Source organism: Caulobacter sp. AVps16, from assembly GCF_058681455.1.
The window spans coordinates 1655272-1677823 of record NZ_CM178739.1 but is presented as its reverse complement, the minus strand read 5'-3'; the positions used below and the strand labels follow the sequence as shown (position 1 = coordinate 1677823).

Annotated in this window: 21 protein-coding genes; 20 read left to right on the top strand and 1 reads right to left on the bottom strand. The window is 62.5% G+C overall.

Features of this window, described 5'->3' with window-relative positions; genetic code table 11:
* Positions 1-4: 4 nt before the first annotated feature.
* From nuoG to ACW17U_RS08065, 17 genes are all read left to right on the top strand, one after another.
* Positions 5-2065, top strand: a complete 2061-nt coding sequence (gene nuoG, locus ACW17U_RS08145; protein ID WP_492055492.1) for an NADH-quinone oxidoreductase subunit NuoG — start codon at positions 5-7, stop codon at positions 2063-2065.
* Positions 2066-2071: 6 nt separating this feature from the next.
* Positions 2072-3139 (top strand): NADH-quinone oxidoreductase subunit NuoH, encoded by a 1068-nt coding sequence (nuoH, locus tag ACW17U_RS08140; protein WP_492055491.1) that lies wholly within the window; start codon positions 2072-2074, stop codon positions 3137-3139.
* Between the two features lie 26 nt (positions 3140-3165).
* Complete coding sequence (locus ACW17U_RS08135) at positions 3166-3378, top strand: hypothetical protein (RefSeq protein ID WP_378109168.1); 213 nt, start codon at positions 3166-3168, stop codon at positions 3376-3378.
* A gap of 5 nt (positions 3379-3383) precedes the next feature.
* Positions 3384-3875, top strand: coding sequence for an NADH-quinone oxidoreductase subunit NuoI (gene nuoI, locus ACW17U_RS08130; RefSeq protein WP_062151436.1), 492 nt, complete (start codon positions 3384-3386; stop codon positions 3873-3875).
* 77 nt (positions 3876-3952) lie between these two features.
* Positions 3953-4564 carry an NADH-quinone oxidoreductase subunit J gene (locus ACW17U_RS08125; RefSeq protein WP_062146358.1) on the top strand — a complete coding sequence of 204 codons (612 nt, stop codon included), beginning with the start codon at positions 3953-3955 and terminating at the stop codon, positions 4562-4564.
* Positions 4561-4866, top strand: coding sequence for an NADH-quinone oxidoreductase subunit NuoK (gene nuoK, locus ACW17U_RS08120; protein WP_062146360.1), 306 nt, complete (start codon positions 4561-4563; stop codon positions 4864-4866). The genes ACW17U_RS08125 and nuoK overlap by 4 nt, the downstream gene beginning before the upstream one ends.
* A gap of 8 nt (positions 4867-4874) precedes the next feature.
* The gene (gene nuoL / locus ACW17U_RS08115) at positions 4875-6932 is read left to right on the top strand and encodes an NADH-quinone oxidoreductase subunit L (RefSeq protein ID WP_492055490.1); all 2058 of its coding nucleotides are present in this window, start codon (positions 4875-4877) and stop codon (positions 6930-6932) included.
* Positions 6929-8431, top strand: coding sequence for an NADH-quinone oxidoreductase subunit M (locus ACW17U_RS08110; protein ID WP_492055489.1), 1503 nt, complete (start codon positions 6929-6931; stop codon positions 8429-8431). The genes nuoL and ACW17U_RS08110 overlap by 4 nt, the downstream gene beginning before the upstream one ends.
* Before the next feature lie 7 nt (positions 8432-8438).
* Positions 8439-9878 (top strand): NADH-quinone oxidoreductase subunit NuoN, encoded by a 1440-nt coding sequence (nuoN, locus tag ACW17U_RS08105; RefSeq protein WP_062146367.1) that lies wholly within the window; start codon positions 8439-8441, stop codon positions 9876-9878.
* Position 9879: 1 nt separating this feature from the next.
* Positions 9880-10641 (top strand): biotin--[acetyl-CoA-carboxylase] ligase, encoded by a 762-nt coding sequence (locus ACW17U_RS08100; RefSeq protein WP_492055711.1) that lies wholly within the window; start codon positions 9880-9882, stop codon positions 10639-10641.
* Positions 10638-11417, top strand: coding sequence for a type III pantothenate kinase (locus ACW17U_RS08095; RefSeq protein ID WP_062146369.1), 780 nt, complete (start codon positions 10638-10640; stop codon positions 11415-11417). Before ACW17U_RS08100 ends, ACW17U_RS08095 begins: the two co-directional genes overlap by 4 nt.
* Complete coding sequence (locus tag ACW17U_RS08090; protein WP_062146371.1) at positions 11417-13096, top strand: ribonuclease J; 1680 nt, start codon at positions 11417-11419, stop codon at positions 13094-13096. The genes ACW17U_RS08095 and ACW17U_RS08090 overlap by 1 nt, the downstream gene beginning before the upstream one ends.
* A gap of 114 nt (positions 13097-13210) precedes the next feature.
* Complete coding sequence (gene mce / locus ACW17U_RS08085; protein WP_062146373.1) at positions 13211-13630, top strand: methylmalonyl-CoA epimerase; 420 nt, start codon at positions 13211-13213, stop codon at positions 13628-13630.
* Entirely contained in the window at positions 13630-13890 is a 261-nt protein-coding gene (locus ACW17U_RS08080) for a DUF1467 family protein (protein WP_492055488.1), read from the top strand. Before mce ends, ACW17U_RS08080 begins: the two co-directional genes overlap by 1 nt.
* 332 nt (positions 13891-14222) lie before the next feature.
* The gene (gene proS, locus ACW17U_RS08075) at positions 14223-15551 is read left to right on the top strand and encodes a proline--tRNA ligase (RefSeq protein WP_062146376.1); all 1329 of its coding nucleotides are present in this window, start codon (positions 14223-14225) and stop codon (positions 15549-15551) included.
* A complete protein-coding gene (locus ACW17U_RS08070) occupies positions 15551-16831 on the top strand; it encodes a lipoprotein-releasing ABC transporter permease subunit (RefSeq protein ID WP_062146378.1) in 1281 nt (426 codons plus the stop codon). Before proS ends, ACW17U_RS08070 begins: the two co-directional genes overlap by 1 nt.
* Entirely contained in the window at positions 16824-17510 is a 687-nt protein-coding gene (locus tag ACW17U_RS08065; protein ID WP_492055487.1) for an ABC transporter ATP-binding protein, read from the top strand. The genes ACW17U_RS08070 and ACW17U_RS08065 overlap by 8 nt, the downstream gene beginning before the upstream one ends.
* Positions 17511-17522: 12 nt before the next feature.
* Here the strand turns inward: ACW17U_RS08065 and ACW17U_RS08060 are convergent, their stop codons facing one another.
* The gene (locus ACW17U_RS08060; protein ID WP_492055486.1) at positions 17523-18479 is read right to left on the bottom strand and encodes a nucleoside hydrolase; all 957 of its coding nucleotides are present in this window, start codon (positions 18477-18479) and stop codon (positions 17523-17525) included.
* A gap of 155 nt (positions 18480-18634) precedes the next feature.
* On the opposite strand from ACW17U_RS08060, the gene sidA reads away from it, so the two are divergent.
* Genes sidA through ACW17U_RS08045 form a run of 3 tightly spaced genes read left to right on the top strand, consistent with a single transcriptional unit; the run spans position 18635 to position 22528 of the window.
* A complete protein-coding gene (gene sidA, locus ACW17U_RS08055) occupies positions 18635-18724 on the top strand; it encodes a cell division inhibitor SidA (protein WP_062146385.1) in 90 nt (29 codons plus the stop codon).
* A gap of 19 nt (positions 18725-18743) precedes the next feature.
* Complete coding sequence (gene dnaE, locus ACW17U_RS08050) at positions 18744-22175, top strand: DNA polymerase III subunit alpha (protein ID WP_062146387.1); 3432 nt, start codon at positions 18744-18746, stop codon at positions 22173-22175.
* Between the two features lie 2 nt (positions 22176-22177).
* Entirely contained in the window at positions 22178-22528 is a 351-nt protein-coding gene (locus ACW17U_RS08045) for a GFA family protein (RefSeq protein WP_492055485.1), read from the top strand.
* The last annotated feature ends 24 nt before the right edge of the window (positions 22529-22552 follow it).

Below are 22552 nucleotides of genomic sequence, written 5' to 3'. Positions count from 1 at the left end.
AAGAATGGCTATCGCCAAGGTCAACGGCGTCGAGGTCGAGTTCGAGCCCGGCATGACGGTTCTGCAGGTCGCGGAACTGGCCGGGGAAGAGATCCCGCGCTTCTGCTATCACGAGCGTCTCAGCATCGCCGGCAACTGCCGGATGTGCCTGGTCGAGGTGAAGCCCGGCCCGCCCAAGCCGCAGGCCTCTTGCGCCCTGCCGGCTGCCGAGGGCCAGGAGATCTTTACCAAGACCCCGATGGTCAAGAAGGCCCGCGAAGGGGTGATGGAGTTCCTGCTCATCAACCACCCGCTGGATTGCCCGATCTGCGACCAGGGCGGCGAGTGCGATCTGCAGGACCAGGCCATGGGCTATGGCCGCGACGACAGCCGCTACGAAGAGAACAAGCGCGCCGTTGAAGAGAAGGCCATGGGCCCGCTCATCAAGACGGTGATGACGCGCTGCATTCAGTGCACGCGCTGCGTCCGTTTCATCACGGAAGTGGCCGGTTCTCCGGAAATCGGCCTGATATCGCGCGGCGAAGACGTTGAAATCACGACCTATCTGGGCGCGGCAGTGACGTCAGAACTGTCGGCCAATGTGATCGATCTCTGCCCGGTCGGTGCCTTGACCTCCAAGCCTTACGCCTTCGAGGCGCGGCCCTGGGAGTTGAAGAAGACCGAGAGCATCGACGTCATGGACGCTCTGGGCTCGGCGATCCGCGTCGACAGCCGCGCCGCCGCCGTTCTGCGTGTGCTCCCGCGCGTCAACGAGGACGTCAACGAAGAGTGGATCTCCGACAAGACGCGCTATGCCGTTGATGGCCTGCAGCGCCAGCGTCTGGACCGGCCCTATGTGCGCGTCGGCGGCAAGCTGCAGCCCGCGACCTGGGGCCAGGCCTTCGCGGCCGTGGCCGAGAAGATCAAGGCTGCCAAGCCCGAGCGCATCGGCGTCATCGCCGGTGACCTGCAGGATGCCGAAAGCCTGAAAGCGACCAAGGATCTTTTCGCCGCCCTGGGCGTGAAGAACCTCGATGCGCGCCAGGATGGCGTCGCGCTAGGTGCCGGTCCACGCGAAAGCTGGCTGTTCAACTCGACGATCGCCGGCATTGAAGACGCCGATGTCGTGTTGCTGGTCGGCACGAACCCGCGCCTGGAAGCGCCGGTCCTCAACACCCGCCTGCGCAAGCAATGGCTGGCCGGCAAGGTCCGCGTCGGGGTGATCGGCGAGCAGTCAGAACTGACCTACGGCTATGACTATCTGGGTGTCGGCGCGAAGACCCTTTCGGGCCTGAGCAAGAGCAAGTCCGATTTCGTCACCGCTCTGAAGAACGCTGAACGTCCCGCGATCATCATCGGCCAGGGCGCACTGACCCGTGCCGACGGCGCTGCGGTGCTGAAGGCAGCTGGCGCTGCCGCCAAGAGCTTCAAGATCGTCCGCGAGGGCTGGAACGGCTGGAATGTGCTGCACACCGCCGCCGCGCGTGTGGCGGGTCTCGATCTGGGCTTCGTGCCGGGCGAGGGCGGTCTGTCGACTGGCGACATGCTGAAGCCGGGCGCGCTGGACGTGCTGTTCCTGCTCGGTGCCGACGAGTGCGAGACGGCCGCTTCGGACGCCTTCAAGATCTATCTTGGCACTCACGGCGACAACGGTGCGCACAAGGCCGACGTGATCCTGCCGGGCGCGGCCTATACCGAGAAGAACGGCCTCTATGTGAATACCGAAGGCCGCGTCCAGATGGGCGAACGGGCCGTGTTCCCGAAGGGCGAGGCCAAGGAAGACTGGTCGATCCTGCGGGCCCTCTCCGAGGTCCTCGGCCATAAGCTGCCCTATGACAGCCTGGACCAGCTTCGGGCCAAGCTGTTTGCCGACCACCCCACCTTTGGCCAGATCGACTTCGCGCCGGGTTCGATCCCGACCGTGTTCGACGCTTCGGCCCTGGGCGAAGCCGGCGATCTGTCGGACGCCCCGTTCGAGAGCACGGTGAAGGCGTTCCACCTGACCAATCCCATCGCGCGCGCCAGCGTGACCATGGCCGAATGTGCGGCCACGGCGTCGGGCGCGGCCAAGATCGCGGCGGAGTAGGCCGACATGAGCGAGTTCCTCTCCAACCCTGCCGTAACCTGGACCCTGCTGACCACCGGCGGGATCCTGCTGGTCGTGATCTGGGTGCTGCTCAGCCTGGCTTTCCTGCTGCTGGCCGACCGCAAGATCTGGGCCGGCGTCCAGATGCGCAAGGGCCCCAATGTCGTGGGTCCCTTCGGCCTGCTGCAGTCCTTCGCCGACTTCTTCAAGTTCGTGCTCAAGGAAATCATCATCCCGGCTGGTGCCGACAAGGTGGTCTTCATCCTGGCGCCGCTGCTGAGCCTGGTTCTGGCCTTTGTCGGCTGGGCGGCCATTCCGTTTGCTCCGGGCTGGGTCGTCTCCAACCTGAACGTCGGCATCCTGTACCTGCTGGCGATGAGCTCGCTGGGCGTCTACGGCATCATCATGGGTGGCTGGGCTTCGAACTCGAAGTACCCCTTCCTGGGAGCCCTGCGCTCGGCGGCCCAGATGGTTTCCTACGAGGTTTCAATCGGCCTGATCATCATCACGGTGATCCTGCTGGCCGGTTCGATGAACCTGACGACGATTGTCGAAGCCCAGTCCGGCTGGTTCTGGAACTGGAACGTCTTCGGCGGCGGCCTCAAGAACATCGTCCTGCTGCCGGTCATGGTGATCGCCATGGGCATGTTCTACATCTCGGCCCTGGCCGAGACCAACCGCCCGCCCTTCGACCTTCCCGAAGCCGAATCCGAGCTCGTGGCCGGCTATCAGGTCGAGTACAGCTCGACCCCGTACCTGCTGTTCATGGTCGCTGAATATTCGAACATCGTCCTGATGTGCGCGATGATCAGCGTCCTGTTCTTTGGCGGCTGGAACCCGGGCTTCCCGACCGACTTCCTGGTGACCTGGGGCTGGTGGGGTAACTTCTTCCTGGCCTTGGTGTTCTTCGCCAAGATCTGCTTCTGGTTCTTCATGATCGCCATGGCCAAGGCCATCGTGCCTCGCTACCGCTATGACCAGCTGATGCGTCTGGGCTGGAAGGTGTTCCTGCCCACCGCTCTGGTGCTGGTCGTCCTGGTCGCGGCCTGGCGCGTGTTTGGTCCGGGTGCCTGATGAACCGCCAAGTCGCCATTGCCCTGATGGGACTGACCTTCGCCTCACTCGCGGCCTGTTCGGCCACGATGGCGTCGGACCGGTCCTATTCGCTGGGCCGCGGCGTGGTGAACTATGACGAACTCCGCCGGGCCGGCGACAAGTGCAAGGCCGACGGCGGGGTGCTGCAAGCCAAGCAGGACGGGGGAGATCCCGCCCAGCTTTCAAACTACACCTGCGTCATTCCGAAGGGTGATTGACGGCCATGATGCAACGCATTTCCCAGGCGATTAAGGGTGCGGCCCTTCTCGACTTCGCCAACGCCTTCGGTCTGGCCATGAAGTACATGGCCGCGCCGAAGAAGACCGTCATCTATCCGAACGAGCGCAACCCGCAGTCGCCGCGCTTCCGGGGCGAGCATGCCCTGCGTCGCTATCCGTCGGGCGAGGAGCGCTGCATCGCGTGCAAGCTGTGCGAGGCCATCTGCCCCGCCCAGGCGATCACGATCGAGGCCGAACCGCGCGAGGACGGCAGCCGCCGGACGACCCGCTACGACATCGACATGGTCAAGTGCATCTATTGCGGCCTGTGCCAGGAGGCCTGCCCGGTGGATGCGATCGTCGAAGGTCCGAACACCGAGTTCGCGACCGAGACGCGCGAAGAACTCTATTATGACAAGGAACGGCTTCTCGATAACGGCGACCGTTGGGAACGCCTGATCGCGAAGAATCTGGAGTTGGACGCGCCTTACCGTTAAGGACGGGGCGCGATTCCGAAGAGGGCGACGCGCCGATCGGCGCTGTTGTCGTGGATGTAGTTTTCAGGGGAGCAGCCTTGCAGGCGATCGCTTTCTATTTGCTGGCTTTTGTGACGCTGGCGGCGGGTCTTCTCGTCGTCTCGGCGCGAAACCCCGTGCACTCGGTGCTCTTCCTGATCACCGCCTTCTTCTCGGCCGCCGGCCTCTTCGTCCTGCTGGGCGCGGAGTTCCTCGCGATGCTGCTGATCGTCGTCTATGTCGGCGCGGTCGCGGTGCTGTTCCTTTTTGTGGTCATGATGCTCGACGTCGACTTCGAGGAACTGCGAAAGGGCTTCGCCCAGTATCTGCCGATCGGCGGACTGGTGGCGGGTGTGCTGACGCTGGAGATGATCTTCGTCGCCGCCACGGTCGCCACGAACGGCGCTGCCGGCAAGAACGCCCAGCCTCTGGCGTCGCCGGAAGGTGTCAGCAACACCGAGGCGATCGGTCGGGTGCTCTACACCGACTACGCCTTCTTCTTCCAGTTGGCCGGGATGGTTCTGCTGGTGGCCATGATCGGTGCCATCGTCCTGACCCTGCGCCACAAGCCGGGTGTCCGCCGCCAGAACATCGGCGATCAGGTCGCCCGTTCGCCGAAGACCGGCATGGAACTGGTTCAGATCAAGCCGGGTGAGGGGATCTCCGAATGATCGGCCTGTCGCACTATCTCGTTGTCGCTGCGATCCTGTTCACGATCGGCGTCTTCGGCATCTTCGTGAACCGCAAGAACATCATCGTCATCCTGATGTCGGTCGAGCTCATCCTGCTGGCCGTAAACATCAACCTGGTCTCGTTCTCGGCCTATCTGCACGACGTGGTCGGCCAGATCTTTGCGATGTTTGTGCTGACCGTCGCTGCGGCAGAGGCCGCCGTCGGCCTGGCCATCCTCGTTACCTTCTTCCGAAACCGCGGCGATATCGCGGTTGACGATGCCAGCATGATGAAGGGCTAAGCGACATCATGCAGTCTCTCGTCACCATCCTCGTTTTCGCCCCGCTGGTCGCGGCGATCATCGCGGGCCTGTTTGGCCGACGCATCGGCGACGTGGCCTCGCAAGCCGTCACGACCGGCGCCCTGCTGCTGGCCTGCGGCCTGTCCTGGTACACCTTCAGCCAGTGGACCTGGGGGCACATGGAGGCCTTCACGGTCACCCTGCTGCCGTTCATCCATATCGGCGACTTTGTCGCCAACTGGTCGATCCGTATCGACGCCCTGTCGGCCGTGATGCTGATCGTGGTCACGACGGTCTCGGCCCTCGTGCACATCTATTCCTGGGGCTATATGGCCGAGGACGACAGCAAGCCGCGCTTCTTTGCCTATCTGTCGCTGTTCACCTTCGCCATGCTGTCGCTGGTCACTGCCGCCGACTTCATGCAGCTGTTCTTCGGCTGGGAAGGGGTGGGTCTGGCCTCGTATCTGCTGATCGGTTTCTGGTTCAAGAAGCCCTCAGCCAGCGCCGCAGCGATCAAGGCCTTTGTGGTCAACCGGGTCGGTGACTTCGGCTTCGCCCTGGGCATCATGACCACCTACTGGGCGTTCGGAACGATCCAGTTCGCCGAGCTGTTCCCGCAGATCGCCGCCAATGCCGGCCGCACCTGGGAGTTTGTGGGCCACAGCTGGCCCCTGATGGATATTGCCTGCTTCCTGCTGTTCATCGGCGCGATGGGCAAGTCGGCGCAGTTTTTCCTGCACACCTGGCTTCCCGATGCGATGGAAGGCCCGACCCCGGTCTCGGCCCTGATCCACGCGGCCACCATGGTCACGGCCGGCGTCTACATGCTGTGCCTGCTGTCGCCGATGTTCGAATATGCCCCCATCGCCAAGAACATCGTCACGGTGATCGGCGCGATTACGGCCCTGTTCGCCGCCACGGTCGGCCTGACCCAGAACGACATCAAGCGGGTCATCGCCTATTCGACCTGTTCGCAGCTGGGCTACATGTTCTTCGCGGCCGGCATCGGTGCCTATCAGGCGGCCATGTTCCACCTGTTCACCCACGCCTTCTTCAAGGCCCTGCTGTTCCTGGGTGCCGGTTCGGTGATCCACGGCATGCACCATGAACAAGACATGCGTCGCTATGGTGCCCTGGCTAAGCTGCTGCCAGTGACCTTCATCGCCATGACCATCGGCACGATTGCGATTACGGGTCTCGGCTTCCCGCCGCTCCACCTGGGCTTCGCCGGCTTCTATTCGAAGGACACGATCATCGAGGCGGCCTTTGCGGCCGGCGGCGAGAATTCCATCGCCATGTTCGCCTTCGTCATCGGCCTGCTGGTGGCCGGCCTGACCGCCTTCTATTCCTGGCGCTTGGCCTTCTTCACCTTCAATGGTCACGCCCGCTGGGGTCATGACGATCACGGCCATGACGCGCACGCCGCCCATGGCCATGACGACCATGCTGCGCCCGCCTCCGCTGATCACGGCCACGACGATCATGGCCATGGCCATGACCACAAGCCGCACGAGAGCCCGCTGATCATGCTGTTCCCGCTCGTGGTGCTGTCGATCGGGGCTGTTCTGGCCGGCTTCGTGTTCGTCGAATACTTCGTCGGCCACCATCAGGAAGAATTCTGGCGCGGCGCGATCTACAACGCCCCGACCAACCATGTCCTGCATTTGGCCCATGAGGTTCCGACCTGGGTGAAGTGGGCACCGCTGGTCGCGTCCGTTCTGGGCCTGCTGGGTGCCTTCTATGTCTACATTCTGAAAGAAGGCCTGGGTGCCAAACTCGCCGCCCGCAACGGCCCGCTGTACGTGTTCTTCTACAACAAGTGGTTCTTCGACGAACTGTACCAAGCCACCTTCGTGCGCGCGGCCAAGTTCCTGGGTGACCTGTTCTGGAAGGGCGGTGATCAGAAGATCATCGACGGGCTTGGACCTGACGGTGTCAGCGCCCTGAGCTACGAGGTCGGCCGCCGGACCGGCAAGCTCCAGACCGGCTATGTCTATCACTATGCGTTTGTCATGCTGCTCGGCGTCGCCGGTCTGCTTGGCTTCGCCCTGTACGCCTTCCATTGAGGGGGACGGAGCTTATGAGCGGCCTTCTCAGCCTGACCACTTTCGCCCCGCTCGCCGGCGTCGCCATCCTTCTGGCGGTTCGCGCGATCAAGGGTGACAATGCGGCTACCGACGCCCTGGCCAAATGGATCGCCCTGGCGACCACGCTGGTCACTTTCGCGCTGTCGATCCTGATGGTCGCCCAGTTCGACCCCAAGAACCCGGGCTTCCAGTTCGTGGAAGACGTGTCTTGGTTTGCGGGCCTGCACTACCGGATGGGCGTTGACGGGATCTCGATCTTGTTCGTCCTGCTGACGGCCTTTCTGCTGCCGATCTGTATCCTCGCCAGCTGGCGCTCGATCGAGAAGCGGCTCGTCGAATATTTGATCTGTTTCCTGGTTCTGGAGACCCTGGTCATTGGCGTCTTCTGTGCGCTGGACCTGATCCTCTTCTACCTGTTCTTCGAAGGCGGCCTGGTGCCGATGTTCCTGATCATCGGGATCTGGGGCGGGAAGCGCCGGATCTATGCGGCCTACAAGTTCTTCCTCTACACCCTGCTTGGCTCGGTGCTGATGCTGGCCGCCATCCTGGCGATGATCACCATCTCGGGAACCTCTTCGATCCCCGAACTGATGACCTTCAAGTTCGCCCCGTGGCTCCAGACTTGGCTGTGGCTGGCCTTCTTCGCCAGCTTCGCGGTGAAGATGCCGATGTGGCCGGTCCACACCTGGCTGCCTGACGCACACGTCGAGGCACCGACGGCCGGTTCGGTCATCCTGGCGGGCATCCTGCTGAAGATGGGTGGCTATGGCTTCATGCGCTTCAGCCTGCCGATGTTCCCCAATGCATCGGAGATGTTCCAGCCGCTGGTGTTTGCGATGTCGGCCATCGCGATTGTTTACACCTCTCTGGTTGCCTTCCGTCAGACCGACATCAAGAAGCTCATCGCCTATTCGTCCGTCGCCCATATGGGTTTTGTGACCATGGGGATCTTCTCGGGCAATGCGGCGGGCGAGCAGGGCGCGATCTTCCAGATGCTGAGCCACGGGGTGATTTCCGGCGCGCTCTTCCTCTGCGTCGGCGTCGTCTATGACCGCATGCACACCCGAGAGATCGCCTTTTATGGCGGCCTGACCAATCGCATGCCTTTGTACGCCGCGACCTTCCTGCTGTTCACCATGGGCAATGTCGGCCTGCCGGGCACCTCGGGTTTCGTCGGCGAAATCCTGACCATGACCGGTGTGTATCAGGCCTCGACCTGGACGGCGGTGTTCGCTGCGAGCGGTGTGATCCTCTCGGCCATGTACGCCCTGACGCTCTATCGTCGGGTGATGTTCGGCGAGATCGTCAATCCTGAACTGAAGACGATCACCGACCTCGACAAGCGCGAGATCCTGATCTTCGCGCCGCTGATCATCTCGACCCTGGTGCTCGGCATCTATCCGAATTTCGTATTTGACCTGACCGCGTCGTCCGTCGACGCGCTGGTCGGCGCCTGGCGCGCCGCCTTGGCCGGGTGAGGGACTGATGACGCTTTCAGCCAATCTTTCGCTGATCCTCCCTGAGGTCATTCTCGCGGGTTCAGCCCTCGTGCTGCTGGTCTGGGGTGCGTTCCAGGGCAAGACGAGCCCCCTGTTCACTCTGGCCGCTGTGGCGGCGCTGCTGGCGGCGGCCGTCGCTGCGGTCGTCGGGCCGCACGGACATGCCTTCAATGGCGTCTATTCGGCAGATGCTGCGGCGACCTACGCCAAGGTCGCCATCTTTATCTCGAGCGCCATCGGCATCGTGCTGGGCGACCGCTGGCTGGCCCAGCGTGGGGATCAGAAGTTCGAGTATGCGGTGTTGGTGATCCTGGCGGCGCTGGGCATGGGCGTCACCGCCTCGGCCGGCGACCTGATCAGCCTCTATATCGGCGTCGAACTTCAGTCCCTGGCGCTCTATGTGCTGGCGGCCTTCCGCCGTGACGATGCCAAAGCCTCCGAAGCCGGCCTCAAGTATTTCGTCCTGGGTGCTCTGTCATCGGGCCTGCTGCTTTATGGTTCGTCGCTGATCTACGGCTTTGCGGGTTCCACCCGGTTCGCTGACATTGCCGCCGCCGCCCATGGCACACACGGCGTGGGCCTGCTGTTTGGTCTGGTGTTCCTGATCTGCGGTCTGGCGTTCAAGGTCTCTGCCGCGCCGTTCCATATGTGGACACCGGACGTTTATGAGGGTGCGCCGACTCCGGTCGTGGGCTTCTTTGCAGCCGCGCCCAAGCTGGCGGCCATGATGATGTTCGCCCGCGTGCTGGGCGACGCCTTCCCGGACTCCGTCGCTCAATGGCGCCAGGTCCTGGTGATCGCCGCCCTGATCTCGGTCTTTGTCGGTGCCTTCGCGGGCCTGGCCCAGACCAACCTCAAGCGTCTGTGGGCCTATAGCTCGATCGCCAATGTCGGCTATGCCCTGCTGGGCGTCGCCACCGGCGGAGAGACCGGCCTGCATGCCATGCTGGTCTTCATGGTGCTCTATATGGTCGACGTGACCGGCTTCTTTGCCTGCCTTCAGGCCCTGAGCCGCAACGGCAAGCCGATGGAAACCATCGAGGACATGGCCGGCCTGATCAAGGAACGTCCGGGCATCGCCCTCGCCATGACGGCCTTCTCGCTGTCGGCTCTCGGCCTGCCGCCGTTCTCTGGCTTCTGGTCGAAGTTTTATGTCTTCAAGGCCGCGATCGGCACGGGCGACGTGATGATGCAGTGGGCCGCCGTGCTGGGCCTGGTCGGAAGCGTGGTTGGGGCCTTCTACTATCTGCGTCTGATCAAGAGCATCTGGTTCGATGCCGCCAAGGGCCCTGTCGATGCGCCTGCGCCTGCGGCGCGGGCCGTGGGCTTTGCCGCCGCACTGTTTTCGTTCCCGGTGGTTCTGGTTGCCCTGGTCTGGCTAGACCCGGCTGCAAAGGCAGCCGCAGCGGCCTTTGGCCACGCGTGACGTGACGGGCGAACCCCCAGCGCCTGCAGCGCGCCCTGTCGTCGTCTTTGACGAGATTGACTCCACCAATGCCGAGGCGCGCCGTCGCGCCGAGGCGGGCGAGCCCGGGCCTGTCTGGCTTCTGGGCTTGAGGCAGAGCGCTGGCCGTGGCCGGAGGGGGCGGGCCTGGGAAACAGGCGCAGGCAATCTCGCGGCGACTCTGCTCTTTTCAACCGACAAGCCGCCGGCAGTGGCCGCCCAGGTGTCGTTCGTGGCAGCGCTTGCCGTGGCAGACCTGCTGGCGAGTTTTGTTCCGTCCCAAATGGTCAGTCTGAAATGGCCGAACGACCCAATGCTCGATGGATTGAAGGTCAGCGGAATACTGGTTGAATCCGGCACGCGGCCTTCGGGAGGCCTTTGGATCGCAGTTGGCTTCGGGGTCAACCTGGCCGCCAAACCGCTCGAAAGTGAACGTCCAGCGACCGCATTGTCGGTTCATCTTGCTGGCGCGCCGCCCTTGCCCACTGAGGCTGTTCAGATTCTGGCCGAGGCCTTCGACCGTTGGTCGCTGGTTTGGGACAGCCTGGGATTCCCGGCCATTGCTGACGCCTGGACTGCAAGAGCCCACGGTCTGGGCGCGCCTTGTGTAGCGCGATTGGGGACTGAGACCGTCGAGGGCATAGCCGAAGGGCTGGATGATGACGGTGCTCTGAGGCTTCGTTTGCCTGATGGGCGCTTGCGGCGCATCACAGCTGGCGATGTCTTTTTCGGCGAGGCGATTTGATGCTGCTGGCGATCGAACAAGGCAATACCAACACCATGTTCGCCATCCATGATGGCGAGCGTTGGATTGCCCAGTGGAGGTCCGCGACGGAGAGCACGCGCACCGCCGATGAGTATGTCGTCTGGCTGTCCCAACTGCTGTCCATGCAGGGTCTGGGATTCAGGGCCATCGATGCCTGCATCATCTCGAGCGTGGTGCCGCAGTCGATTTTCAATCTGCGCAACCTGTCTCGGCGCTATCTCAATGTCGAACCTCTCGTGATCGGCGAGAACGCCAAGCTTGGGGTGGATGTCCGGATTGAAAAGCCGTCAGAGGCCGGTGCGGACCGTCTGGTCAATGCCGTCGGGGCCAGCATGGTCTATCCGGGCCCCCTGATCGTGATCGATAGCGGCACGGCGACCACCTTTGACATCGTCGCTGCCGATGGAGCCTTTGAAGGCGGGATCATCGCGCCAGGCATCAATCTCTCCATGCAGGCCCTGCACGAGGCGGCGGCCAAGCTCCCGCGGATCGCAATCCAAAGGCCGGCTCGCGTGGTCGGCAAGGACACCGTCGGGGCCATGCAATCCGGCGTGTTCTGGGGCTATATCGCCCTGATCGAAGGCCTGATCACGCGGATCAAGGCCGAACGCTCAGAATCCATGACCGTGGTCGCAACGGGCGGCGTCGCATCCCTGTTTGAGGGCGCGACCGACAGCATCGACCACTTCGATCCCGATTTGACCATTCGTGGTCTCCTGGAAATTCACCGTCGCAACACCATCTCAGAGACCTGATGACAAAATCCTCCCAAGACGAACTCGTCTTCCTGCCGCTAGGCGGGTCGAACGAGATCGGCATGAATTTCAATCTCTATGGCTTTGGGCCTGCCCATGATCGCAAGTGGATCGTGGTCGATCTTGGTGTGACCTTCGGCGATCAGACAACGCCCGGCGTCGAGATCATCCTGCCTGATCCCGAATACATCGAGGCCTATGCCGACGACATTCTGGGCATTGTCCTGACCCACGCCCATGAAGATCACCTTGGTGCCGTCCACTGGCTATGGCCCCGTCTGAAGGCCCCGGTCTACGCAACCCCGTTCACAGCCTTCCTGCTCCGGGAAAAGCTGCGCGACGCTCGTCTGCTGGACGAGGTCTCGATCACCGAGATTCCATTGGGTGGACAGTTCAAGATCGGCCCCTTCGATCTGGAAATGATCACCCTGACGCACTCGATCCCGGAACCCAATGGTCTGGCGATCAAGACCCCGCTGGGAACGATCCTGCACACGGGCGACTGGAAGATCGACCCGAACCCGCAACTGGGCGAAGCCACAGACATCGAAGGCCTCCGTCGTCTCGGTGACGAAGGCGTTCTGGCCATGGTCTGTGACTCGACCAACGTCTTCGTCGATGGCGAGGCCGGCTCTGAGGCCGATGTGCGCGTGGCGATGAACAGGCTGATCTCGGGCCTTAGCGGCAAGATCGCCGTCGCCTGCTTTGCCTCGAACGTTGCCCGTATGGACACCGTCATTCGCGCCGCTCAAGCCGCCGGACGCAAGGTTTGCCTGGCCGGCCGCTCAATGCACCGCATGGCCGCAGCGGCCCGATCGGTCGGCTTCCTGACGGGACTAGAGCCGTTTGTAACAGACGATCAAGCCAAGTATCTGCCGGAGAACGAGGTCCTGTTCCTGTGCACGGGCAGTCAGGGCGAGGCGAGGGCAGCCTTGTCCCGTATTGCCGAGGGCAACCACCCGCATGTGAAGCTCTCACAAGGCGACCACGTGATTTTCAGCTCACGGGTCATTCCGGGCAATGAAATTCCGATCCGCAACCTGCAGAACAAGTTGGCCGACCGAGGTGTCCGTCTGCATACCGAGCGCGATACGCCCGGCATCCACGTCAGCGGTCACCCCTGTCGGGATGAGCTCAAGCAGATGTACCAGTGGGTGCGTCCAGAGATCGCTGTCCCGACCCATGGGGAGCGGCGCCACCTGATCGAGCATGCGGCCTTTGCCAAGGATCTGCAGGTTCCACACGCCATTTCGCCGCGCAACGGTGACATGGTTCGCCTGGCCCCAGGGCACCCCGAGATCATCGACGAGGTTCCGTCTGGTCGACTCTATGTTGATGGCGGCGTCGTGACGCCCGAGAATGGTCAAGCCCTGAGAGAGCGTCGACACGCTGCGTTCAACGGCATGTTGGCCGTCTCAATCGTCATTGACGGCAAGAACCGCATCGTCTCTGGGCCGCAGGTTCGCGGCCTGGGTCTCGCAGGCGACAAGGACTACCCGCTGGACGAAGCCATGGATGATCTGGCTGAGGAAGCCGAGAGCGCCTTCAAGCGCCTGGGCGGCGACGACAGGGAAAGCGATGAAGCGATCGAGAATGCGATTTCTCGCGCTGTAAAAAAGGCTGCTTTCCGCATCTGGGAGCGCAAGCCTGTGGTCGAGACCACCGTTTTGCGCACCTGACATCTAGCAAGCGACTGCCCGCCGTGATTTTGCCACGGCGGGCGCAACCTGTTCGCGCCAGGGCCTAGATGTTAGGTCTTCGCGCGGGCAATTGGATAGGCAGGACTAAGGGCCATGATCGGCAAGCTGAACCATGTTGGCGTCGCCACGCCCTCCATCGATGAGGCGCTCGTGATGTATCGCGACCTTCTGGGCGCGACCTCCGTCACCGAGAAATGGGCCATGCCGGAACAGGGTGTATGGGTCTGTTTCGTAAACCTGCCCAACAGCCAGATCGAACTTATTGAACCCTATGGCGAGAAGTCGCCGATCCATGGTTTTTTGGCCAAAAATCCCAAGGGTGGGCAGCATCATATCTGCTTTGAGGTCGACAACATCTACGAGGCGCGCGACGCCCTGGTCGCAAAAGGTGCGACAGTCCTGGGCGAGCCGCGCATCGGCGCACATGGCACCCTGATTATCTTCGTTCACCCCAAGGACATGGGCGGCCTTCTGGTCGAACTCATGGAGACGCCCAAGGAGGCGCAGCACTGATGGGCCCAATCACCGGGATCGCAATCTTTTTTACTATCTGGTGGACGGTGCTGTTCGTCGTCCTGCCCCTGGGGTCGCGAAGCTACCACGAGATGGGGCTGAAGCCGCCGGGCGGCGGCGACCCGGGTGCGCCGGTCAATCCAAACCTGAAGCGCAAGTTCATCACGACGACCTGGGTGTCTGTCGTCGTGTTCGCTGTGCTTTGGTTGATCATCCGTTTCCAGCTGATCACCCTGCCGCAGCTGCCGGCGACCTATTAGGCCTTCCGGTTGCCCAAGCCTTGGGCGTCGCGCGAGCTTTCTCCCTGCAATCGCCCAAGCCTTGGGCGAAAAGACCTAAAGCTCCAGGCCGTTGGCATGCACATGCCCCAACAGTTGTTCGAGGGACTAGGGTGACCTTGCGAGATCGGATGTTCCTGATCTCACTCTGTGGCGTCTTCCCCGACGACGAACTTGCAAGGCCGCGCGAGGATCGCGCGGCCTTCTTTTCGTTTGCAACGGACTTGGTGGCCATCTTTTCGCCGCGTGCGTTGCCAAGCTGACGGCCAAGAGGCTATCTCAGGCCCTCGCATTTCCTCGGAGACGTCTTTCTGATGCGCCTGTCGCGCTATTTCCTGCCCGTGCTGAAAGAAGCTCCGTCCGATGCCCAGATCGCATCGCACCAATTGATGCTGCGTGCCGGCATGATCCGCCAGGAAGCGGCGGGTATCTATGCCTGGCTACCGCTGGGCCTGCGCGTCCTGAACCGCATCGAACAGATCGTGCGGGAGGAGATGGATCGTGCAGGGGCCATCGAGCTTTTGATGCCGACCCTGCAACTTGCGGATCTCTGGCGCGAGTCAGGGCGTTACGATGCCTATGGCCCCGAAATGCTCCGCATCACCGACCGTCATGAGCGCGAGCTGCTCTACGGGCCGACGAACGAAGAGATGATCACCGAGATCTTCCGGGGTTCGGTGAAAAGCTACAAGGACCTGCCCAAGAACCTCTACCATGTACAATGGAAGTTCCGGGACGAGCGACGCCCGCGCTTTGGGGTGATGCGTGGCCGTGAATTCCTCATGAAGGACGCCTACAGCTTCGACCTCGATGCCGATGGCGCGCGCAAGTCTTATAACCGCATGTTCGTCGCCTATCTGAACCTGTTCTCGAGGATGGGTCTCAAGGCCGTGCCGATGCGCGCCGACACCGGACCGATCGGGGGCGACCTGAGCCACGAGTTCATCGTTCTGGCCGAAACCGGTGAAAGCGCCGTCTTCTGTCACAAGGACCTGGTCGAGATGGACGCGCCTGGTCCAGACGTCGACTGGTATGGCGACCTCCAGGCCCTCGTGGATCAGCGTACGGCGCTCTATGCGGCGACCGAGGAAATGCACGACGAGGCCGCGTTCTCTGCGGTACCGGAAGGCGATCGTCTGTCGGCTCGCGGCATCGAGGTCGGCCATATCTTCTCATTCGGCACGAAGTATTCCGAGCCGATGCGGGCTTTGGTCACCGGACCGGACGGCAAGGACGTCCCGGTTCAGATGGGCTCGTACGGTGTGGGCGTTTCGCGTCTGCTGGGCGCGATCATCGAGGCCAGCCATGACGACGCCGGGATCATCTGGCCGGAATCGGTCGCGCCGTTCGATGTCGGAATCATCAACATGCGTCAGGGCGATGCGGCTTGCGACGCGGCCTGCGAAGCGGCCTACAAAGCCCTGACGGCTGCCGGCAAGACGGTGCTCTATGATGACACCGATGCCCGGGGCGGTGCCAAGTTTGCCACCATGGATCTGATTGGATTGCCCTGGCAGATGATCATTGGTCCCAAGGGCATTGCTGAAGGCGTGGTCGAGATCAAGAACCGGGCGACGGGCGAACGCTCCACCGCGTCGCTCGATTCCGTTCTGGCGGGCCTCATTCAAAGCAAGGCCGGCTAATGAGCGATCTGCGGGCGGCCGGACCGTTCAGCCGCTGGGAGAGGTCCGTCGCGCGGCGGTACCTGTTCGCCAAGCGCAAGAACGGCGGCGTCGCCCTGATTTCGGTGATCTCGTTCAGCGCCGTGATGCTGGCGGTTTTCGCCCTGATCACGGTGATGAGCGTCATGAACGGCTTCCGAGCGGAGCTGCTGGGTCGCATTCTGGGGTTCAATGGGCACCTGTATGCCCAATCACCACTGATCAACGGTCCGGATCGCGAGGGTGTGATCAGTAGAATTCGGGCAGTGCCGGGCGTGATCCAGGCCGTCCCGATGGTTGAGGCCCAGGCCATGGTCATCGGTCCGGGACAGGTGACCGGGGGTATCGTTCGCGGTGTCACCCCCCGTGACCTGCTCGGCCTGAAGATCATTTCCGGAAACATCAAAAAGGGCTCGCTCGCCGGCTTTGGCCAAGGCGAGTTCGGTGGCGACATCGTGCTCATCGGAGACCGAATGGCGGCCAATCTCGGTGTCGGCCCAGGCGATGCGATCACACTGATCTCGCCCTCCGGGCCGGCAACAGCGTTCGGATCCTCGACCCGGGAGAAGGACTACATCGTCGGCGGCGTCTTCAGCGTCGGTATGAGCCAGTTCGATGAGGCCTATGTCTATATGCCCCTTGAGCAAGCTCAGCTGTTCTTTGGCCGTGACACCTCGGTGGACTATGTCGAGATCAAGGTCGACGACCCAGACGACGCCAAGCTCCTGAAACCTGCTGTTGAAGCCGCCAGTGGTCCCGGGGCCCTGGTCGCCGACTGGATGGACAAGAACCACAGCTATTTCACGGCGCTCCAGGTCGAGCGGAAAGTCATGCGCCTGATCTTGTTCTGCATCGTGGCCATTGCCACCCTGAACATCATTTCCAGTCTGGTCATGCTGGTGAAGAACAAGGGCAAGGACATCGCCATCCTTCGCACCATGGGGGCGGGGCAGGGGGCTGTTCTGCGAATTTTCGTGATGGCCGGGGCCTCGATCGGTGTGGCCGGCACCCTGGCAGGGCTGATGTTGGGCGTACTGTTCTGCGCTTACATCACCCCTATCCAGAACTTCGTTGAGTGGGTGACCGGAACGGCCGTGTTCAGCGCCGACGTCTATATGCTTTCCCACATCCCGGCCAAGATCGACTGGGTTGAAGTCAGCGGGATCGTCGGCTTGTCCGCCCTGATGAGCGTCGCGGCGACGCTTCCGCCGGCCTGGCGTGCCTCACGTATCGATCCGGTTGAGGCGCTGCGTTATGAGTGAGCCTGTTCTGTCGCTGCGCGGGGTTGAACGCGTCTACAAGACCGAAGCTGGTGATTTGCCCGTACTTCGCGGTGTCGATATCGACGTGTATCCTGGCGAAGTCGTCGGCCTGATCGGCCCTTCCGGGTCGGGAAAGTCATCGCTTTTGCATTCTGCCGGGCTGCTGGAACGGCCAGACGCGGGGATCGTCGCCCTGGGTGGCCGCGACTGCTCAAAGCTTTCAGAGCGGGTCCGTACCCGCATTCGTCTGGGCACGGTCGGTTTCGTCTATCAGTTCCATCACCTCTTGCCCGAGTTCACGGCCCTCGAGAATGTCGCCATGCCGGGCCTGATCGCCGGGCGTAGCCGGGAGGTCGCCGAAGCCCGAGCCCTGGAGCTGCTCGGCGAGCTTGGCCTCACCGCCCGTGTCAACCATCAGCCTGCCCAGATGTCCGGCGGCGAGCAGCAACGGGTTGCGATAGCCCGGGCCTTGGCCAACAAGCCACAACTGCTGCTGGCAGATGAACCGACCGGCAATCTTGACCCGACGACATCAGCGGCGGTGTTTCAGTCCCTTTACAGCCTGGCGCGGGGACAGGGCGTAGCCGCCCTGATCGCAACGCACAATATGGACCTGGCACGCTACATGGATCGGGTCTTCGCCCTGAAGGACGGCTACCTCGCGCCACAGACCTTCTAGGGGCCGTGACGGTTAGAGCAGCGCCTGGCGCATGGCCTTGAAGAAGGCCGCTTGGTCGACCTTCTTGATCACACGAGCGTTCGGCGGTTTCCGCTTCAGGGCGGGATCGGCCAGCTCGATATCGGGCAGAATGGCATGCGAAACACTGAGATAGCCGCGTGTGAGTTCGCCAAGGGTTTCGACATCAACCACGGCTTGATCGGCCTCCAGGATCAGTGAGGGATCCAGAGCCAGTGCGCAGGTCAAGGCGTCGGGATGCAGGCTACCGTTCAGGCCCTCTGTTTCCTGTGCGAAGGCCAGGGAAGCCCGGTTGACCTGCGTGAAGAACCTCGCGCGTGGCGTGCCAAGTGCCTCCAGTTCGGCCAACTGAGCAAGGTCGAGGAGGCCATCGCGCAAAGTCTCGGTCCAGGTCACAACAGACAGGTCAAAGCCCGCATTGACGACGATCTTGGCGGCTTCGGGATCGACATAGAAATTGTACTCGGCGGCGGGCGTGACATTGCCGACCCCGTTGTCGGTTCCGCCCATCACCCAGAGATGCTTCACGGCCTGGGCGATGCGGGGCTCGCGCAGATAGGCCAGGGCGATATTGGTCAGGGGGGCCTGGGCGATGAGGGTGATTTCACCGGGCGCAGCCATCACTCGTCTGACGATCTCGTCGACGGCATGACCGGCGGCCGGGCGTTGGCTGGCGGGCGCAAAGTCCATGTCACTCATGCCATCCGCGCCGAAGACGTAGGCCGCATCGAGCGGCGCGCGGGAGAAGGGCGCCTGGGCACCCTTATAGACGGGCACCCCGGCCTTGTCGCAGACCGCTAGGGTGAGGAGCGCGTTCTCGGCGTGTTGCACGAAGCCCACATTGCCGTGGGCGATGGTGATGGCCTCAACAGTCACACCCGGACGGGTAAGGGCGAGCATCAGGGAGAAAACGTCATCCCCGGCGGTGTCTGTGTCGATGATCAGGCGCATGGCCCGATCTGACCTGATCTGGGGCCTATCGCCAACACCGGGCCGCAAGGCTCCATGGCACGTTCACAGAAAAAGCGGTGGAACGTTCTGGAACATCTTGTGAACGGAACAAAAGTAGAATACGGAACAAACACGAAACAAATGTGGAGGTCCCCATGGTCCGTATCGCGCGTGAGTCATTGGCGCTTGTATCCGTCGTCAGCTTCGTCTGGATGATGTGCACGGTCGCCCAGTTGGTGGCCTGAGTCGAACGGAGGCGGAGCTATGGCGGACGGCGAAGGACAGGGTTTCGTCCACCTTCGGGTTCGCTCGGCCTATTCACTCCTCGAAGGGGCCATCAAGGCCGACCAGATCGGCAAACTGGCAGAGGCAAGCCACATGCCGGCCGCTGGCCTGACCGACCGGGCCAACCTTTTCGGCGCGCTCGAATATTCGTCCTATGCAAAAGACGCTGGAATCCAGCCGATCATTGGCTGCGCCTTGCCGGTGTCAGGAATCGGCGCGGGCCCGACTGAGCGGTGGGCACGAGCCCCGACCATTACCCTTCTGGCTCAGAATGAGCGTGGCTATCTCAATCTCTCGGAACTTTCTTCGATCGCTTATCTGGAAAGCGGTGAACTGGCCGAACCCATCGTGCCTTGGGCCAGGGTCGTTGAACACGCTGAAGGCCTGATCCTGCTGTCGGGCGGTACCGACGGCCCGGTGGACGCCTTGTTCGCCGCAGGAAAAGGCGCAGAGGCCACCCAGGCCCTGGCGGAGATGAGCCGGGTGTTTGGTGACCGGTTCTATGTCGAACTTCAGCGGCACGGCCTGCCCAGGCAGGCCGCAGCTGAGCCCGGTCTGGTGAACTGGGCCTATGAGCATGACGCGCCGCTGGTGGCCACCAATGACGTCTATTTCGCCAAGGCAGAGCTCTATGATGCTCACGACGCCCTGCTTTGCATCTCCGATGGCGCTTTTGTCGGACAGGATGAACGCCGCCGGGTGACGCCAGAGCACTGGTTCAAGCCAGCAGCCGATATGCGCAAGCTGTTCGCCGACCTGCCCGAGGCCTGCGACAACACCCTCGATATTGCGCGGCGCTGCGCCTTTCTGGTCAAGAAGCGCGATCCGATCCTGCCCAGTTTCCCAACTGGAGACGGCCGCAGCGAGCCCGAAGAACTGGCGCACCAGGCGCGAGAAGGCCTGAAGGCCCGGCTGGCCGAAAACGTCCTGGCGGTGGAGGAGCAGGTCTATTGGGACCGACTGGATTTCGAGCTCGGCATCATCACCCGCATGGGTTTTCCCGGCTACTTCCTGATCGTGTCCGACTTCATCAAATGGGCGAAGTCGCACGGCATTCCCGTCGGCCCAGGACGGGGGTCCGGTGCCGGTTCACTGGTCGCCTGGGTGCTGACGATCACCGATCTGGATCCCTTGCGCTTTGGTTTGCTGTTCGAGCGGTTCCTGAACCCAGAACGTGTCTCCATGCCCGACTTCGACATCGACTTCTGTCAGGAGCGACGGGAAGAGGTCATCGTCTACGTGCAGGAGAAGTATGGCCGCGACCGTGTGGCCCAGATCATTACCTTCGGCTCCCTGCAGGCCCGCGCCGTCCTCCGGGACGTAGGCCGCGTTATGCAGCTTCCGCTCGGCCTTGTGGACCGGCTCTGCAAGATGGTGCCGAACAATCCGGCTGCCCCGGTAACCCTTGCCCAGGCGATCGAGCTGGAACCGCGACTCAAGGAGGCCAAGAGGGAAGACGGCAATGTGTCGGCTTGTCTCGATGTCGCCCTGCAGTTGGAAGGCCTTTACCGCAACGCCTCTACCCACGCGGCGGGTGTGGTCATCGGTGACCGGCCCCTGACCCAGCTGACGCCGTTGTACAAGGATCCGCGCTCGGATCTCCCGGCCACCCAGTTCAACATGAAGTGGGTCGAGAGCGCTGGTCTGGTGAAGTTCGACTTCCTGGGCCTCAAGACCCTCACCGTGCTGGACCGGGCCATAAAGCATCTAAAAAAGCGGGGCGCGGACGTCGATCTGGGCAAGCTGCCGTTTGACGACGCCAAGACCTACGAGTTGCTCGCGTCTGGTCAGACGGTCGGTGTGTTCCAGCTGGAAAGCCAGGGCATGCGCGACACGCTGCGCAAGATGCGCTGCGGGTCCATTGAGGAAATCACCGCCCTGATTTCCCTGTACCGCCCCGGTCCGATGGACAACATCGACACCTTTGTTGACTGCAAGTTTGGTCGCAAGCCGGTCGATACACTGCATCCCTCACTCGAGACGGTGCTCAAGGAGACCTATGGCGTCATCGTCTATCAGGAACAGGTGATGCAGATCGCCCAGATCCTGGCGGGCTACAGCCTGGGCGAAGCCGACCTTCTGCGCCGCGCCATGGGCAAGAAGAAGAAGGAAGAAATGGATCTGCAGAAGATCCGTTTCGTCGACGGCGCAAAACAGAAGAACGTTCCGGAAGAACAGTCCGGCTCGATCTTCGAACTGGTGGCCAAGTTTGCCGGCTATGGCTTCAACAAGAGCCACGCGGCCGCCTACGCGCTGATTGCCTACCAGACGGCCTGGTTGAAGGCCAACACGCCGGTCGAGTTCCTCGCTGCGTCGATGAGCCTGGATATCTCCAACACCGACAAGCTGGCGGTTTTCCATCAGGACGCGCGCCGGTTCGACATCACGGTTCGGGCACCCGACGTCAATCGCTCGGGCGCGGATTTCGAGGTCGAGAACGGCGAGGTGCTTTACGCCCTGGGCGCGGTGCGCAATGTGGGTCTTGAAGCCATGAAGCACCTGGTCGCTGTGCGCGAAGAGGGTGGCCCCTTCCGTGACATTTTCGATTTCGTCGAACGGGTCGATCCCAAACAGGTCAACAAGCGGGCGATCGAGAACCTGGCTCGGGCGGGAGCCTTTGACTCCTTCCACAAGAACCGGGCCCAGATCCTAGCCTCATCCGATGTGCTGATCGCCCACAGCCAGAGCATCGCTGCGGACCGCCAGGGTGGCCAGCACGCCCTGTTCGGAAGTGATCCGGCGGCAGGACGGCCCCGCCTGAAGAAGACCGAGCCCTGGAGCCAGGTCGATCTGCTCGATGAGGAACTGGCCGCCGTTGGCTTCTATCTGACCGGGCACCCGCTGGAAGACATGGTGGGGCTGTTGCGCCGCAAGCGCACTGCCATGTTGACCGAGGTGATCCCCCAGGCCGAAGCGGGCATGGAAGCTTTCCGGATGTGCGGCGTGGTCCGTCGTCGACAGGAGCGGGCGTCCCAGAACGGAGAGCGGTTCGCCTTCGTCTCGCTATCCGATCCGACCGGAGAGTATGAGGTGCTTTTCCCCCCAGAAGCCCTTCGCAAGTGCCGGGACGTGCTGGAGCCCGGCAAGTCTGTGGCCATCAAGGTGCGGGCCAAGGCGCGAGACGGTGAGGTTCGCTTTTTTGGTGACGACGCTGAGCCTATCGAGAAGGCGATCGAGAACGTCGTGGCGGGACTGCGCGTCCACCTATCGCCGTCGGCGACGGAAATCGAAGCCTTACGAAAACGTCTTGAGCCGGCCGTGTCGCAGAAAGGCGGGGAAATCAGCTTCATCGCTGCGATCGGCGGTGGACGCGAGATCGAACTGAAGCTGCCCGGCCGCTATGCGTTGGATGCGTCGTTGCGCGGGGCCTTGAAGACCGCGCCCGGCGTGGCGCTTCTGGAAGACGTCTAAGGATGGGCAGGCATCAAGGCGGTTGTCAGTGCGGCAGGGTGCGGTTCGAGGTCGAAGTCGAGCTCCAGGACCTCATCAGCTGCAACTGTTCGCGTTGTGGCAAGCTGGGCTCGGTTCTGGCCTTTGCGGCCGAGGATGATTTCAAACTCCTGCAGGGGCAGGGCGCTCTGACCGAGTACCGGTTCAATACAGGCAAGATCGCCCATCTGTTCTGTTCCGAGTGCGGGATCGAATCCTTCGGGCGCGGTGAAGGTCCCGGCGGCGTGCTAATGGCAGCGATCAATGTGCGTTGCCTCGACGAGGTCGATGTCTTCGCGCTTGAGCCCGTTCAGGTGAACGGCAAGGCGTTCTGAAGGGTTAGAGCCAGCAGCGTCGGA

Coding starts and splice junctions, on each gene's coding strand:
- ACW17U_RS08080 (WP_492055488.1), top strand. CDS start 13,630: ATGGGCCCAATCACCGGGATCGCAATCTTTTTTACTATCTGGTGGACG.
- nuoN (WP_062146367.1), top strand. CDS start 8,439: ATGACGCTTTCAGCCAATCTTTCGCTGATCCTCCCTGAGGTCATTCTC.
- proS (WP_062146376.1), top strand. CDS start 14,223: ATGCGCCTGTCGCGCTATTTCCTGCCCGTGCTGAAAGAAGCTCCGTCC.
- ACW17U_RS08135 (WP_378109168.1), top strand. CDS start 3,166: ATGGGACTGACCTTCGCCTCACTCGCGGCCTGTTCGGCCACGATGGCG.
- ACW17U_RS08065 (WP_492055487.1), top strand. CDS start 16,824: ATGAGTGAGCCTGTTCTGTCGCTGCGCGGGGTTGAACGCGTCTACAAG.
- mce (WP_062146373.1), top strand. CDS start 13,211: ATGATCGGCAAGCTGAACCATGTTGGCGTCGCCACGCCCTCCATCGAT.
- nuoI (WP_062151436.1), top strand. CDS start 3,384: ATGATGCAACGCATTTCCCAGGCGATTAAGGGTGCGGCCCTTCTCGAC.
- ACW17U_RS08090 (WP_062146371.1), top strand. CDS start 11,417: ATGACAAAATCCTCCCAAGACGAACTCGTCTTCCTGCCGCTAGGCGGG.
- nuoH (WP_492055491.1), top strand. CDS start 2,072: ATGAGCGAGTTCCTCTCCAACCCTGCCGTAACCTGGACCCTGCTGACC.
- nuoL (WP_492055490.1), top strand. CDS start 4,875: ATGCAGTCTCTCGTCACCATCCTCGTTTTCGCCCCGCTGGTCGCGGCG.
- ACW17U_RS08060 (WP_492055486.1), bottom strand. CDS start 18,479: ATGCGCCTGATCATCGACACAGACACCGCCGGGGATGACGTTTTCTCC.
- nuoK (WP_062146360.1), top strand. CDS start 4,561: ATGATCGGCCTGTCGCACTATCTCGTTGTCGCTGCGATCCTGTTCACG.
- sidA (WP_062146385.1), top strand. CDS start 18,635: ATGGTCCGTATCGCGCGTGAGTCATTGGCGCTTGTATCCGTCGTCAGC.
- ACW17U_RS08045 (WP_492055485.1), top strand. CDS start 22,178: ATGGGCAGGCATCAAGGCGGTTGTCAGTGCGGCAGGGTGCGGTTCGAG.
- nuoG (WP_492055492.1), top strand. CDS start 5: ATGGCTATCGCCAAGGTCAACGGCGTCGAGGTCGAGTTCGAGCCCGGC.
- dnaE (WP_062146387.1), top strand. CDS start 18,744: ATGGCGGACGGCGAAGGACAGGGTTTCGTCCACCTTCGGGTTCGCTCG.
- ACW17U_RS08070 (WP_062146378.1), top strand. CDS start 15,551: ATGAGCGATCTGCGGGCGGCCGGACCGTTCAGCCGCTGGGAGAGGTCC.